Source organism: Streptomyces aquilus (assembly GCF_003955715.1).
GTDB lineage: Bacteria > Actinomycetota > Actinomycetes > Streptomycetales > Streptomycetaceae > Streptomyces > Streptomyces aquilus.
The window spans coordinates 9,360,607-9,375,016 of the sequence record NZ_CP034463.1; the positions used below are offsets into that span (position 1 = coordinate 9,360,607).

14 protein-coding genes are annotated in these 14,410 nt (G+C 72.9%); 5 read left to right on the plus strand and 9 right to left on the minus strand.

All coding sequences use genetic code 11. The annotated features are described in order from the left end of the window. Positions 1 to 27: 27 nt before the first annotated feature. The 3 genes from EJC51_RS42860 to EJC51_RS42870 all read right to left on the minus strand — a co-directional run bounded on the left by EJC51_RS42860 (position 28) and on the right by EJC51_RS42870 (position 3,371). Entirely contained in the window at positions 28 to 1,350 is a 1,323-nt protein-coding gene (locus EJC51_RS42860) for a lipase family protein (RefSeq protein WP_126276048.1), read from the minus strand. 264 nt (positions 1,351 to 1,614) lie between these two features. Further along, entirely contained in the window at positions 1,615 to 2,286 is a 672-nt protein-coding gene (locus EJC51_RS42865) for an ABC transporter ATP-binding protein (protein ID WP_126276049.1), read from the minus strand. Next, positions 2,283 to 3,371 carry an ABC transporter permease gene (locus EJC51_RS42870; protein ID WP_126276050.1) on the minus strand — a complete coding sequence of 363 codons (1,089 nt, stop codon included), beginning with the start codon at positions 3,369 to 3,371 and terminating at the stop codon, positions 2,283 to 2,285. Before EJC51_RS42870 ends, EJC51_RS42865 begins: the two co-directional genes overlap by 4 nt. 172 nt (positions 3,372 to 3,543) lie before the next feature. On the opposite strand from EJC51_RS42870, the gene EJC51_RS42875 reads away from it, so the two are divergent. From EJC51_RS42875 to EJC51_RS42885, 3 genes are all read left to right on the plus strand, one after another. After that, complete coding sequence (locus tag EJC51_RS42875; RefSeq protein WP_126276051.1) at positions 3,544 to 4,881, plus strand: sensor histidine kinase; 1,338 nt, start codon at positions 3,544 to 3,546, stop codon at positions 4,879 to 4,881. Further along, a complete protein-coding gene (locus EJC51_RS42880) occupies positions 4,878 to 5,513 on the plus strand; it encodes a response regulator (RefSeq protein WP_126276052.1) in 636 nt (211 codons plus the stop codon). The genes EJC51_RS42875 and EJC51_RS42880 overlap by 4 nt, the downstream gene beginning before the upstream one ends. 90 nt (positions 5,514 to 5,603) lie before the next feature. Then, complete coding sequence (locus EJC51_RS42885; RefSeq protein ID WP_126276053.1) at positions 5,604 to 6,305, plus strand: hypothetical protein; 702 nt, start codon at positions 5,604 to 5,606, stop codon at positions 6,303 to 6,305. A gap of 38 nt (positions 6,306 to 6,343) precedes the next feature. Here EJC51_RS42885 and EJC51_RS42890 read toward each other — a convergent pair whose 3' ends face one another. Further along, complete coding sequence (locus tag EJC51_RS42890) at positions 6,344 to 7,324, minus strand: tetratricopeptide repeat protein (RefSeq protein ID WP_126276054.1); 981 nt, start codon at positions 7,322 to 7,324, stop codon at positions 6,344 to 6,346. A 239-nt stretch (positions 7,325 to 7,563) separates the two neighbouring features. On the opposite strand from EJC51_RS42890, the gene EJC51_RS42895 reads away from it, so the two are divergent. Beyond that, positions 7,564 to 7,809, plus strand: coding sequence for a DUF5133 domain-containing protein (locus EJC51_RS42895; RefSeq protein ID WP_126276055.1), 246 nt, complete (start codon positions 7,564 to 7,566; stop codon positions 7,807 to 7,809). Positions 7,810 to 7,924: 115 nt separating this feature from the next. After that, the gene (locus EJC51_RS42900; protein ID WP_126276056.1) at positions 7,925 to 8,614 is read left to right on the plus strand and encodes an NADPH-dependent F420 reductase; all 690 of its coding nucleotides are present in this window, start codon (positions 7,925 to 7,927) and stop codon (positions 8,612 to 8,614) included. A gap of 20 nt (positions 8,615 to 8,634) precedes the next feature. On the opposite strand, the gene EJC51_RS42905 is transcribed toward EJC51_RS42900, so the two are convergent. From EJC51_RS42905 to EJC51_RS42925, 5 genes are all read right to left on the minus strand, one after another. Further along, positions 8,635 to 9,282 carry a response regulator transcription factor gene (locus EJC51_RS42905; protein ID WP_126276057.1) on the minus strand — a complete coding sequence of 216 codons (648 nt, stop codon included), beginning with the start codon at positions 9,280 to 9,282 and terminating at the stop codon, positions 8,635 to 8,637. Next, positions 9,279 to 10,541: a sensor histidine kinase gene (locus EJC51_RS42910; protein ID WP_244363118.1), complete on the minus strand. Its 1,263-nt coding sequence runs from the start codon at positions 10,539 to 10,541 to the stop codon at positions 9,279 to 9,281. The genes EJC51_RS42905 and EJC51_RS42910 overlap by 4 nt, the downstream gene beginning before the upstream one ends. A gap of 121 nt (positions 10,542 to 10,662) precedes the next feature. Next, positions 10,663 to 11,808 carry an ABC transporter substrate-binding protein gene (locus EJC51_RS42915; RefSeq protein ID WP_126276058.1) on the minus strand — a complete coding sequence of 382 codons (1,146 nt, stop codon included), beginning with the start codon at positions 11,806 to 11,808 and terminating at the stop codon, positions 10,663 to 10,665. Positions 11,809 to 11,973: 165 nt separating this feature from the next. Beyond that, entirely contained in the window at positions 11,974 to 13,185 is a 1,212-nt protein-coding gene (locus EJC51_RS42920) for a GNAT family N-acetyltransferase (RefSeq protein ID WP_126276059.1), read from the minus strand. A 227-nt stretch (positions 13,186 to 13,412) separates the two neighbouring features. Continuing rightward, entirely contained in the window at positions 13,413 to 14,138 is a 726-nt protein-coding gene (locus tag EJC51_RS42925; protein WP_126276060.1) for an SDR family NAD(P)-dependent oxidoreductase, read from the minus strand. Positions 14,139 to 14,410: the final 272 nt, after the last annotated feature.

Consider the following 14,410-nt stretch of genomic DNA (forward strand, 5'->3'; position numbering starts at 1 on the left):
TAGCCTTCCCCGAGCGGCCGCACGCGGTCAGGGCTGGAACGGCAGCAGGGCGCAGGCGGACGTGACCGGTTTGCCGTTGAGGCGATCCGTCAGCCAGGAGATGGCGTCGCCCTGGTCGGTGAGCAGGGGAGCAAAATGGTTGATCAGCCCGCGGCCCGCGTCGGGCAGGATCACCGGCTTGTAGGTGACGTTGCCGCCCAACCGGCACCAGTCCACGGCGAGGCCGCGGGCCTGCGCGTGCGGCACCAGATCGTCGCTCGTGCCGGTTGCCAGCCGGACGGGCCCGCTCGGGCGGGTGGTGCCGATGCGCTGCTCGTCGAGGAAGGCCTGGAGGGCGGGTTCCGCGGCGATGACGTCGCTGATGGACCTGCCGTCGGTCGTCCAGGCGGTGCTCCGCGCCGAGTTGTACGCGAACAGCGCGTCCCCCACGCACATGGTGGACAGGTCGTCGAGCGCCGCGCGGCCGGCCGCGTTGAGATGGGCGTCGGCGATCGGTCGCAGAGCGGGGTCGGACTGGAGGAAGCCGTTGACGGACCAGCCCAGTGCGCCGGCGAGGTCGCTGCCGTCGATGGCCTTGGTGACCTGGGTCAGGTCGGCGGGCGGCGCCCCCGCGTAGGTGCCGGCGATCAGGACGTCGGGAGCGTAGGCGGACTGGAGTTCGGCGGCCGCGGCGGTGGCGCCGCCGCCCTGGCTGTAGCCGAACAGGGCCACGCGTGAGGCGGGGGTGAGCGAGGGGCCGGGGAGCGAACGGGCGGCGCGGACGGCGTCCAGGACGGCGTGGGCCTCGTCCACCCGGTTGACGTACGTGTGCAGCCGGTCCGTCGCGCCGAGGCCGGCGTAGTCGGTGACGACGACGGCGATGCCCTTGGCGAGCAGGCGGTAGACGGCCAGATCCTCGTAACCGACGGAAATGGTCTGCCCGTTGAGCTGGAGGGGGTGTTCGAGACCGAGGGAGGCGGCGCACTGGTCGCCCTGTCCCATGGTCCCGGGCGCCAGCGCGACCAGCGGCCGAGGGCCGGTGCCCGGCCAGGCGGCGGAGGGCTCGATGTACGCGCCCGTCACCGCCACGGGCCGGCCGTTGGAGTCGGTGGACTTGTACATCAGGCGGGTGGCTCTGCCGGGGAGCGGGCCGTCGAGGCCGGGCAGGCTCAGCGCGAGCGGCAGCGGCTCGCTGCGGACCAGCGCTCCGTTCGCGGCCGGAAGCGTCGCGGGCGGGTTGTAGAACGCGGGGATGGTGACGCCGCGGGAGACCACGGTGCCGCCGTCGGCGGCCAGCGCCGGGACGGTCGAGGCGCCGAGGCAGGCGGCGGCCGTGACGGCCACGGCGGCGAGACGTACGGGAGCGGGCATGCGAGACCTCCGGAGAAGAGGGAGGCCGAGCTTCAGGTGCGGCTCGGTGACCTGACGGACCGGTCGGATGGGACGCGGGCATGCGGAGGCGGTCGTCCCACCGTTGCTCCGATGCCACTCTTAGACGAAGTGTCAGGACGGTAGCGCCGTGAGGGTTACCGCGGGTAGCGGTAGGAAGGTTACGGTTCAGTAATATGCCGTCGCCGCTCTGCCGTTCTCTCCTGGAGGCCGCCGCACCCTCGGTGGAGGCACCGGGGGACCCGCTCAGACGGGCGTGACGCGTCCGTCGCGGACCTCGACGATCCGGTCGGCCACGCCGAGGTGGGTGCGGTCATGGGTGACCACGACGGTGGATGTGTTCCGGCGCCGGGTGAGGCGGGCGAGCAAGTCGACGACGGCGGCGCCGCGTTCGTGGTCGAGCGCGCTCGTGGGCTCGTCGACCAGCAGGACGGTCGGGTCGTTCATCAGGGCACGGGCGATGTTGACGCGCTGACGCTGACCGCCCGAGAGCTGGTGGGGGCGGCGATGCGCCTGGCCGCCCAGGCCCACCGCGTCCAACAGGTGCTCCGCCCGGTCCCGGGCCTTGCCGGGGGAGCGGCCGGCGAGGTGGGCCATGACCTGGAGCTGTTCCGCGGCGGTGAGGGAGGGCAGGAGGTGGGGCTGCTGGAACACGATGCCGACCTTGTGCCGGCGCAGGTCGGTGAGTTCGCCGCGGGTCATGCCGGTGGTGGGGGTTCCGTCGATGGTGACGGTCCCGGCGTCGGGGGTGACGAGGGTGGCGGCGACGGCCAGCAGACTGGACTTGCCGGACCCGGAAGGGCCGACCACGGCGGTCAGGCTCGCCCTGGGGACGTCCAGGGTGACGCGGTCGAGGGCGGTGAGGCGGCCCTCGCCGTCCGGGTAGGTGAGGGTGACGGCGGTCAGACGCAGGCTCATCGGGCGCTCCCCAGAGCGGTCAGCGGGTCGACGGAGGTGATCCGGCGGATGGACAGGGCGGACCCGAGCACGCCGAGCAGGACCGTCACCGCGGCCGGTACGAGAACGGTGGCGGGGGTCAGGACGAACGGCACCGTCGACCCGGCGACGAGGGCACCGACCCCGGCGGCGAGGCCGGTGCCGGCCAGCGTGCCGCCCACCAGGAGCACGACGGCCTGCCCGAGAGCGTCCTTCAGCAGGTGCGCGGTGGAGGCGCCGAGGGCCTTGAGCACGGCGACGTCGGCACCGCGCTGGATGGTCCAGACGGTGAAGAAGGCGCCGACCACCAGGGTGGAGATGACGAACAGGAAGCCGCGCATCAGCTGGAGCGAGCCGTTCTCCGAGGCGTAGGAGCCGATCGCGGACAGCGAGTCGTCCTTGCCGACCGTGGTGGTGCCGACGGCCCGGTCGGTGGCCCGCACATCGGTGCCGGAGCCGGTGGTCAGCGCGATCACGGTCGCGGTCGGACCGCCGCCGGCGCCGGCCGGGGGCGCCGCTTCACGCCACAGGTCGAGGCTGGTCCAGATGACCGGGACGTGGCTGAAGGAGGCGTCGCCGCGTACGGCGGCCACCTTCACCTTCTGCCCCGCCAGCGTGACGTCGTCCCCCCGCCGCACACCGAGGGCGTCGGCGGCCGGGACGGACAGCACCGCGGTGCGCGGCCCGATCCTGTCGCTGTCCGGGGCGAGCAGGGAGCCGGGGGTGACACCGAAGACGCCGACACCGGCGCTGCGGTCACCGGCGGTGGCGCGGGTGGTGGTGATGCCGAGCGGTTCGGCGCTGGTCACACCGGGCGTCCCGGCCCACCGCCGCCACTGCTGCTCGGTCACACTGGAGCCCGCGTACGACAGCTCCCGCCCGCCCCCGGACCCGCCGAAGGCGATCAGGTCGGCGGGCAGGCCGGTGATCGCGGAGATGTTCTGCCGGCTCAGCCCGGCGGTCAGCCCCGACAACAGCCCGACCAGCAGGGTGATGAGCACGACGACGGTTCCCATCAGGGCGAACCGCCCCTTGGCGAACCTCAGGTCTCTCCAGGCGACGAACACGGTTACGGCCTGTCCTTTGCGGTGGCGGAAGCGGAAGGCCTCCACCGTCGCCGACAGCCCCCTGCGCGCACCTCTGGCGGGGGAGAGCAGTCCACGGATCGCAAGGCGGCACCCGGGTTGTAACTTTCGATGGAGGCCGACAGCGGTCCGGCTTCCTTAGTCTGGAAGGACTGTGAACACCGCCGCCCCCGCTCTCACCCCGACCACCCGGGCCCTGACCTGGTGCCTGCACCTGCTGACCGTCGGTTTGCTCGCCCTGGTCGCCACCCGTGCCGTGGCCGACAGCAGCCCGCACGCCGTCCTGATCGTCGCCGTGACGGCGGTGTGCGCACTGCTGTACGCGGCCGGGCCGATGCTGCCCCGGGTGCGGCTGTCCCGGCGGGCGGCCGGCTGGTGGCTGGCCGCGGTGGGCGGCGCGTGGCTGGTGCTGCTGGTACTGACCGGCGATGCCGTGTGGGTGGCGTTCCCCCTGTACTTCCTCCAGCTCCACCTGCTGCCGCGCCGACCCGCGCTGCTCGCCGTGACCGCGACGGCGCTCGCCGCGGTCGTCGCTTTCGCCGCGCACCAGGGTTCCTTCAGCCCGGCCATGGCCATCGGCCCCGGCCTCGGGGCCGCGGTCGCGGTGGCCGTGGTGTGGGGGTACGAGGCCCTGTACCAGGAGAGCGAGCAGCGCAGACGGCTGATCGAGGAGCTCACCACCACCCGTGCCGAGCTGGCCCGGGCCGAGCACACGGCCGGTGTCCTGGCCGAACGCGAACGCCTCGCGCGCGAGATCCACGACACCCTCGCCCAGGGCCTGTCCAGCATCCAGTTGCTGCTGCACGCCGCCGAGCGCGCCCTTCCCGGACGGCCCGAACTGGCGGCCCGTCATGTGGTGGCGGCCCGGCAGGCCGCGCAGGACGACCTCGCCGAGGCCCGCCGCTTCGTCGCCGCCCTCACCCCACCCGCCCTGGACGGCACCACGCTGGCCGGCGCCCTGGAACGGCTGTGCGCCACCACCGATGCCCGCCACCCGCTGACCGCCCGCTTCCACCTCACCGGCGACCCGGCCCCCCTGCCGACCGAGCACGAGGTCGCCCTGCTGCGCATCGCCCAGTCCGCCCTCGGGAACACCGTCCGCCACGCCCGCGCCACGACGAGCGAGATCACCCTCGCCTACCGCGGTGACCAGGTCACCCTCACCGTCATCGACGACGGCATCGGGTTCGACCCAGCCCGCCCGACCGGGCCGGACCCCGAGGGCGGCGGCTTCGGGCTGGCCGCGATGCGTACCCGCACACACGCGCTGGGCGGGACTCTGACCGTCGAGTCGGACCCCGGCCAGGGCACGCTGCTGGCTGCTCGGTTGCCGCGGACCGGGCTCGGGGCGACGGAGACGGAGACGGAGACGGAGGCCGGGCTGGCAGTCGAGTGCGCGGTCGCGCCTGAGTCTCGGCCGGAGCCCGAGTCTGGGGCGGGGCAGCCCGAGCCCGAGTCTGGGGCGGTAACCGAAACCGGGGCCTGCCCGTGACCGCCGCCCCCATCCGGCTGCTGCTCGCCGACGACCACCCGGTGGTCCGCGCCGGACTGCGTGCCGTACTCGAGACCGAACCCGGCCTGCTGGTGGCGGCCGAGGCGGCCACCGCCGAAGACGCCGTCGAGCGGGCCGGCGCGGGCGACATCGACGTCGTACTCATGGACCTCCAGTTCGGCAAGGGCATGAACGGGGCCGAGGCCACCGCACGGATCACCGCACGGCCCGGCGCCCCACGCGTGCTGATCGTCACCACCTACGACTCCGACGCGGACACCCTGCCCGCCATCGAGGCCGGCGCGACCGGCTACCTCCTCAAGGACGCCCCGCCCGAGGACCTGGCCGCCGCCGTGCGCACCGCAGCCGCCGGACGCACCACGCTGGCGCCCGCCGTCGCGGAGCGGCTCATGAACCGGCTGCGCACGCCCGGCACCACGCTGACCCGGCGGGAGACGGAGGTCCTGGTGCTGGTCGCCGAGGGGCTGTCCAACCAGGCCATCGGCCGGCGCCTGCACCTCACCGAGGGAACGGTCAAGTCCCACCTGGCCCGCGTCTACACCAAGCTCGACGTCGACTCCCGTACGGCCGCCGTCGCGGCCGCCGCCCACCTCGGCCTCATCCGCCGCTGACCGACCCGCCGGAGGGAACCGTGCCCCGGGGCGGGCACGTGTCCTGAATACGGGCGTCAGGGGGACGACCGAGGGGCACGGGGGGCGACGATGCAGATCATCGAAGTGACCGGGTATGCCGTCAGATCCGCGGTGATCACCATGCGGCGGCGCGACAAGCCGCTCGAGTTCGTGGTCTTCCCGATGCTGCATGTCGCCTCGCCGACCTTCTACTCCCAGGTGCGCGGCAGGCTGAAAGAGTGCGACCTCATCGTGCTGGAGGGCATCAGGGGGAGGTCGGCCGGGGTGAGCGCCCTCACCCTCGCCTACCGGTTCGCCCCGCGCCGCAAGCGCAACGGCCTGGAGGAGCAGCGCTACGAGACGCTGATCCCGGACTCCGTACCGGTGATCAACCCGGACGTGACCGCGGCGGAGGCGATCGCGGACCTGAAGACCCTGCCGCGGTGGATGCATCTGCTCCTGCTGATCGCGGCTCCGGTGATGGGCCTGGTGTTCGCGCTGCGCGGTCCGCGCGCCTTCCTCGACGAGGACATGGCGGTCGACGACCTGCCGACCACGCTGCGGGCGGAATGGCTGGCAGACGATCCCATCGAACACGCCATGAGCGACCGGCGCGACGCACGGCTGCTCGCCGCGCTCGGCGAGATCTACGCCGAGCGCGGCGACGAGCCGATCCGGGTGGCCGTCGTGTACGGCGCCGGCCATGTCCCGGCGATCGTGGCGGGCCTGATGGAACGTCATGGCTACCGCCCCCGCGACGCGCAGTGGCTCACCGTCATGATCCCGGCGTAGGACGGGACGCCGGACGGGATCTTCGCCCGTCCCCGTGTTCAGGCCTGGCGCGTTGCGCGCCGCGCCTCCGCCACCAGTTCGCGGGGCAGTCCCTCCGCCGCGCACGCGTGGTCGATCAGGAGGGCGCGGTAGCCGGGGCTCGGGACCTGCGGCGCGAGTGCGATCAGCGCGCGGAGATCGTCGGACGAGCCGGACCGGCGGGTGCGGTAGGCGGCAGCCGCGGCGCGCAGGGAGGCTTCGCCGGGCGCGTGGGCCAGACCCTGCTCGGCCTGGGCGGCGGCCCCGGCGAAGTCGCCTTGCTCGGCACGTACGTCGGCGAGGTCCAGATGGACCGACCAGTTGTCGGGTTCCAGGGCCAGCGCCCGTTCGAAGGCGGTCGCGGCCTGGTCCAAACGGCCCATCACCCGCCAGGTGGCTGCTCGCGCGACCTCGGTCCACATGGCGGGTTCGAGGGCACGGTCGCACACGGCGAAGGCCAGGTCGTAGCGGCCGCAGGCCCGCGGCAGCCGGGCCATGGAGGCCAGGGACTCCGGTACGGGACTGCGTGCCGAGACGACGTCGATGGCTCGGAACCAGGGGGTGAACCGCTCGCGCATGGCGTCGGAGTCGAGGTCGTGGCCGTAGTCCAAGGTCCGCAGACACGCCTCCGCCATGGCCTCGGCACGCACGGCGCCGAGCAGCTGGGCATCGCCGAACCACGGGGCGGCGCCCCACGCGACGTCGGGGCGCGCGCCGGTGGCCGAGCCGAGCGCCATCACCGCGTCGTCCATCTCCCCGTCGAGGAAGAAGAAGTACGCCTGCGCCACCACGGCGCTCAGGGAGGAGTCCCGCCGGACATCCTCTTCGAGCTCCGAGCGCCGGTCCCGCCACAGCTCGGCGAGGGCCGCGTACGGCTCCGGGGCGTCCGGCGCCGAGGCGACCGCGCCGACCAGGAACCTCACGGCACCGGCCGGGCTTCCGCCGCAGTGCGCCATCACGCCGGCGAGCGTGACCCCCACCGCCACTGACTTGTTCGACATCGGCAGAGAATATCCAGGCCCGAGGGACGGGTGGGACATCGGACGTCGACGCCGCCGACGAACGCGGCGAACAGGCCCTCCCCAGAAGGGCGCGGAAGCCCGCCCGCCGGATTCGTGACCTGAGCGTTACCTGTACCTGAGGGCGTAGATCCTTCACCGCGGGGCACTTGGTGTCTGCCGGGCGGCACGGGGTGTCGGGCGGCGGTGTCAGAGGGCTACAGGTGAAGAGGGGACTCGCGATGATCCTTCCGGCTGAGAGAGAACTGCGGACCGCGCTGGCGCGTTTCGCCGAGGCCCGCATCGAGTACGACGCGTCGGGCGGCAGGCGGTGCGGCCGCGCGCTGGAGGACGCCACGTACACCCTCTGCGTACTGACCGGCGCCCGCACCGCCGACGAGGCCCTGGCCGCGGCGGACGCGCTGCTGCTGCGGTACGGCGCGCGCGCCGAGAGCGCCGCGCACGAGGACAGGACACTGGCGGCCTGACCGCCCGGGGGCGAGTCGTCCGGTGGGTGGGAATACCGGACGACTCGGTCTAGGTTCATCCCGGGAGCCGGCCGCATCTTCGCCGTCCGGCCACATCGCGGAAGGACCGAACCTCATGCGCTACGCCGTTCTCGGCACCGGCATCGTCGGCCGTACGATCGCCGCCAAGCTCGCGTCACTCGGCCATGAGGTGGTCATCGGAACCCGTGACCCGCAGGCCACCCTCGCCCGCACCGACCCCGACGGCATGGGCAACCCGCCGTACGCCGTCTGGCAGGCCGACCACGCCGACGTGCTGCTGAAGCCGTTCGCGGAGGCCGCCGCCCTCGGCGAGACGATCGTCAACACCACCGCCGGTACCGCCGCCCTGACGGCCCTGGACGCGGCGGGCAGCGCGAACCTGGCGGGCAAGGTCGTCATCGACGTCGCCAACCCGCTGGACTTCTCCGCCGGTATGCCGCCCACGCTCGACCCCGTCAACACCGACAGCCTCGGCGAGCAGATCCAGCGCGCCTTCCCCGAGGCGAAGGTCGTCAAGACCCTCAACACCATGACCTGCGCGGTCATGGTCGAGCCCACGCGTGTGGCCGGGGAACACAACGTGTTCGTCTCCGGCGCGGACACCGGCGCCAAGAAGCAGGTCACCGAGCTGCTGGTGTCCTTCGGCTGGCCCGAGCACAGTGTCATCGACCTCGGCGGCATCGAGACCGCCCGCGGCACCGAGATGCTGCTGCCGATCTGGCTGCGCCTGATGGGCACGCTCGGCCACGCCGACTTCAACTTCCACATCCAGGGCGCCCGTTAGCACGGGCCACGTCCCGGTCCTCAGGTGAGTTCCAGCAGCCCGCGACGCATGGCTTCGGACACCGCGGCCGCTCTGTTGTCCACGCCGAGCTTGCGGTAGATCCGGATCAGGTGGGTCTTGATCGTCGCCTCGCTCAGATGCAGGGACAGCGCGATGGAGCGGTTGCTGTGCCCGTCGGCCATCAGCCGGACGACCTCCGTCTCACGCCGCGTCAGTTCCGCCGCGGGGCTGACGACTTGGCCGACCAGATGGCCGACCAGCTCGGCCGCGAGCCCGATGCCGCCCGCACCGGCGCTGCGCACGGCACGGAAGAGCTCGTCGGGCGGACCGGCCTTGAGGACGTAACCGCGGGCCCCGGCCTCCAACGCCCGTACGACGTCGGCGCGTCCGGAATAGCTGGTGAGCATCACCACCGGCAGCCCCGGCGCCGCCGACGCCAGTCGGCGTACCGCTTCCACGCCGTCCATGCCGCCGTCGCCGTGGGCGAAGCGGAGGTCCATCAGGACGACGTCCGGCCTCAGTTCGAGCGCGAGCCGGACCGCCTGTTCCCCACTGTGCGCCTCCGCGACGACGTCGAGGTCCGCGGCGCCCTCCAGCAGGGCCCGTAGCCCCGCGCGGACGACCGCGTGGTCGTCGGCGATCAGCAGACGCAGCGGGGCGGGTGTCATCGGGGGACCGCCGAGGTGAGCGGCTGGGCCGTGACGGCGGCCGGGCGGTGGCGGGTGGGCACGGTGGCGCGGACCCGGGTGCCGCGGCCGGGCCGGCTCTCGACGGCGAGGTCACCCCCGTGCTCCCGCAGCCGGGCGCGGGCCGAGGGGAGACCGAGACCGCGGCCGGACCCGGACGGCGTACCGGTGTCGGCCGGCGCGAAGCCGACGCCGTCGTCCCGCACGTCCAGCTCGACGCGGTCCGGATGATGGCGCAGTGTCACCAGCAGCCGACTGGCATGGGCGTGCTCACGGGCGTTCGCGACCATGCTGTGCGCCACGCGGAACACGGTGGTCGCCGTCTCCTCGTCCAGCTCGGGACGCCGGCTGCCCACGGTGCGGAACTCCACGTCGGCCGCGGCTCCCTCCAACTGGGCGCGGGCGCACAGCAGTCGCAGCGAGTCCTCGAGTCCGGCCTGCGTGACCGGGGCGGGGGTGAGGTCCCGGATGATCCGCCGGGTCTCCACGAGGCCGACGTCCAGCCCCTCGACGACCGCGCGCACCCGGGTGTGCGCCACGTCGGGTCGCTCGTGCCAGTCGCGCTCGGCCGCCCGCAGCAGCATCAGGCTGCCGGACAGCTCCTGGGCGAGCGTGTCGTGCAGGTCCCGGGCGATGCGCGCGCGTTCCTCCAGGACACCCGTGCGGTGCCTCTCCTCGGCCAGCGAGTCCCGTGTGCCGCGCAGCTCCTCCACCAGCCGCTGCCGCTCCGCAAGGGTCCGCTGCAACGTCCGGTGCACGGCGACCGTGCCCCAGACCGCGGCGACCGGGACGAGTACCAGCTCCGGGTCGAATCCCCCGGCGTCGCGGGTGAGCTGGCCGAGCAGGACGACAGTGATCGCCAGCACGGCGACCGCGACGGACCTGGGACCGAGCGTGCGCAGCGCGACCACGGCCAGCGGCACGGCACACCACACGTAGGAGCCCGTGAACGGCGGCGGGGCGAGAAAGACGAGGGTCGCCCACTCCCCGACGAGCAGGGCGACCCAGAGCGCACGGCCGCGCGGACCCAGCACCGTCCACGACGCCAGGCCGACCGCGTACGTCACCGCGAGCAGCCCGCTGATCGTCACGATCTCCCAGCACAGCGGGATGTTCAGCCGGACCAGTCGGATCAGCGCGACCCCGACGACGAGGAAGAACACCAGGTGTGGCAGCTGCCGCGCGGCGACACGAGTGAGGCGGCCCGACATGCGAGCGGGCACGGCGTCCAGGTCGGACAACGGCTTACCCCCTGGACGAATGATCCACCGGGACAGGGAGGCCGAGTTTATCCGCTGCCTGTAGGGCTGATGTGAAGAGCGGTGCCGCCCCTGCACCGAGCTGGGGCGGCACCGCCTCGTGTCAGGCCCCGGGGTGAAGGCCGAGCCAGCCGGGGGTGGGATCGCCCTTGACCTCGCCGAAGTACAGGGCGAAGGTCTGCTTCCAGCGCTCCACCGCGGCGCGGTCGGCCATGAAGCGGGGGAAGCCGTCCACATGGGCCTCGGGGTACTCCCAGATCGGCTTCAGCCCGGCCGGGGGAGCGATGTCGGTGCGCACCGACCAGCCGTTGAAGGAGCCCTTCTGCCGCTCGGTCGACAGCAGCCAGTTGAGGAACAGCTTGGCCGCCGTCGTGTTCCTGGCCTCCTTGAGGATGGCCACGCGCTGGCCCCAGCCCATGAAGGGGTGCCCGTCCGTGATCACGGACTGCACGGGGGACGAGGGGGAGGGCAGCGCCGAGCCCGAGGTACCGATGCCGATCGCCTTCTGCCCCAAGCGGACCGCGTCGCCGGGGGAGTTGCTGCCGCGGGCGAACCGCACGTCCTGGGCGGCGAGCCTGGCCACCCACTCCCAGCCGTACTGCCGGGCGTAGAGGCTGTAGAGGTAGAGGACGGCGTCGTCGTCGTGCGGGTACGACGAGGCGATCTGGCCCTTCCACTTCGGGTCGACCAGGTCCAGCGGGCTGCGCGGGGCGTCGGAGCCGACCGCGGCGGTGCCGTACAGGAAGCTGAAGGCGATCACGCCGCCGGCCACCCACGCGCCCTGGGGGTCCTTGAAGGCGTCGTACACCTTCGAGAAGCCGGACGGCTTGTAGTGCAGCAGCCGGCCCTGCTCCTTCCAGCGGACGAAGTCCTGCACCGTCTGCAGCTGTACGACGTCGGGTACGAGGGTGTCGGTGGCGAACTGGTTGTCCACCCGGACGTCGTGGTACTTGCTGTAGTCGACGACGAGCGTCAGGTCGATGTCGGGGAAGCGGGCCTTGAACGCGGCCTTGGTGCCGTCCTGTTGGGTCGGGGTGTCGCCGCCCGCGTAGATGACCAGCTTCCCGCCCTCGGCCAGCGCGGCCTGGTACAACTCGTCCAGCGTCCGGGTCTCCTCGGGCCCGGTCCGCTGCCGGGACGCCGTGGGAGTGGCCGCCGCCGGGACCGCCGAGGCGCCGAACACGCCCGCACCGAGGGCGGCGCCGGCGCCGACGGACAGGACACGCCTTCTGCTGGGAAGAGTGGACATGCGAAGGGGACCTCTCTGATCGGGGGGTGGGAGCCCGGGCGCCACGGGCCATGGTCAGTCTGCTGTCGGCGGCCCGGGTTCCGCGTCGTCCGTTCGGAGAGAGGAGAAGTCCGAGGGGTGGAAGCCGCGTTCAACCGATCGGTTGAACGCGGGCACCGGATCCGCTCAGAACCAGTGCAGGCAGTGCGGGAGTTGGTCGCCGCGGAACAGGGCGTCGGCGAGCGGGGCCGCGTCGGCATGGTGGGCCCGGATGTGTCCGGCATGGACGAGCGTGCTCGGGGCGGTGCCGCCGAGATAGATCGAGCCCAGATCGCGGACGTCCAGGGAGAGGTCGGGCGCCCGGTCCGTCGGAACGCAGTCGGCCTTGCCCCCGGAGACGGTCAGCAGCCAGCGGCCCCGCTCCGCGAGGAACGGGTCCTCGACGTCGAGGACGAGCTCGCCGTCCGTGAACCAGCCGCGCGCGGTCAGCGCACGCGGGACGTCCAGCAGCCGCACCCACAACCAGTCCGTGTCGCCGCCCGCCTCGCCGGCGCGGAAGTCCGCGAGCTGCCAGCGCAGCGGATGCTGGGGCGGGACGTGCTGGAACACCACCTTGCCGACCAGGTCGTGGCCGAGCAGGAACCGGGCCAGGGCGGTGAAGACGGCGCTGTCGGCGGTGATGGTCTCGTCGACCTTCAGAGTCTCGTGCTCGCCGAGCGAGTAGCTGGCGTATCCGTCCGGTACGCCGTCGGCGTCGCGGTGAACGGCGATGTAGCGGGGTGCCGGTGCGATCGGCGGCTGTCCGGCGCGCAGGGCCCACCAGCGGTGCGGGCGCGACAGTGCGCCGGGCTGGGCGCGGCGATACCGGTCGTAGACCTCTTCCAGGAGCTCGCCGCACTCGGCGCGCCGCAGCACCTCGACCGAGCCGGTGTCGGCTGCTCGGCCCGCCCGGGGAGCGCTGAGCTGGGCCTGCCGGCGCGGCACCGTCAGCCGCCCCGTGTAGGTGGCCGGCCCGTAGCCGAACCTGCCGTAGATCGTGGCCTCGGAGGCCAGTAGCACCGACAGGAACTCCCCGCGGTCCCGGAACTCGGCGAGCTGATGGCGCATCATCGCGCTGAGCACGCCCTGGCGCCGGTGCGAGGGCAGCACGCCGACGGCCGTGACGCCCGGGGCCGAGGCCAAGGTCGCACCGGGCAGGGTGAGTTCGAAGGGGTACGAGGCGGCGGTGCCCACGGGCCGCCCGTCCGCCGTCAGGGCGAGCAGACAGCGGTCCGTCTCGAGCGCCGACCACCACAGCCCGCCGCCGTCGACCGGGGTCTCGGGGAAGCGCCCGAACGCGGCATGGACCGTGTCGACGAAGACCTCCAGGTCCTCGTCGGTCGTGGAACGTATCTCCATTGCTGCCGCCGCCTCCTCGAAGTGCACGGCACCACGATGCGCGGTGCCTCGCACAGTGCAGCGACGTCGCGTGACGGGATCAAGCGAATTACGGCCGGTCGCGGCGGATCCGGCCCGTTCCGGCCCGTCGGCGCGTCACTGATCATCAAGATCCGCCTGCCGGGCCTGGAACTCCTCGAACGCCATCTTCCGCGCGGGGTCCTGACACACCGGGGGTCCGGAGCCGTTCACAGCGCGGCGCCCGTCTCCTTGGCCAGTGCCTCCAGGAGGCGGTCCTGGAACGCTTCGTCGTGGACCGCCGCGTGCGGCTGCACGCGTTCGCGGTGGTACCAGTACCCGCCCGTGGTCAGGGCCTCGGGGTCGTCGCCGGCGGCGAGCCACTCCTGGGTTCGATGGCCGAGTTCCAGGTCGTCCGGCGCGCTGGGCCCGCCCATCCTGGTCGGCACCCATCCGGGGTCGACGGCGTTGCTCACCACGTCCGGGCGCAGCCGGGCGACCGCGGCGGCGAGCGCGGTGACGAACAGCTTGCTGTCGGAGTACGACCCCGCCCTCCTCCCCGACCAGTCGACCCCGTCGAGCGAGGGCCGCCCGCCGAAGTGCGAGTTGCTGCTCAGGTACACCAGGCGGCGGGGGCTGGGAAGCAACGCCGTGAGCAGGTACGGCGCGATGATGTTGACCGGCATGACCGCGGGCCCGCTCCAGACGCCCGCGTTGTGGATGACGGCGTCGAGCGGCTCCGCGTCGTTCAGCTCGGCCGCGATCCGCCGTACGGCGTCACGTTCGGTGAAGTCGCCCACGACGAGGTGCGCACCGCGGTCGAGCAGCGGGGCGAGGCCCGCGAGGCGCTTCTCGTTCCGGGCGTGCACCACCACGTCGTGCCCCGCGGACAACAGCGCGTCCGCCGCGGCGCGTCCCAGGCCGTCGCCGGACCCGGTCACCAGAATCCGGCTCACGACCCCACCACCTCCGTGCCCTGCCGGTCGGCGTGCGCCTCGCAGGGACGATGGGCGACTGCTCCTCGCATAGCGGTGTTTCCTTCCGTTCAGGCTCAGCGGGCGTGCTCCGTGTCCGCTCAGGCTACGAAGACCACGGGCCCCGCACGACCGCGAGCCGACCGGCCTGACCCTCACCGCACCGAGCGCCGCCCCCGGCACACCCGACCACCCAGGTACCGCGGTGTCCGGTTTTCGCCGGTCCGGGATAAATGCCTGGACTGAGTGCCTCC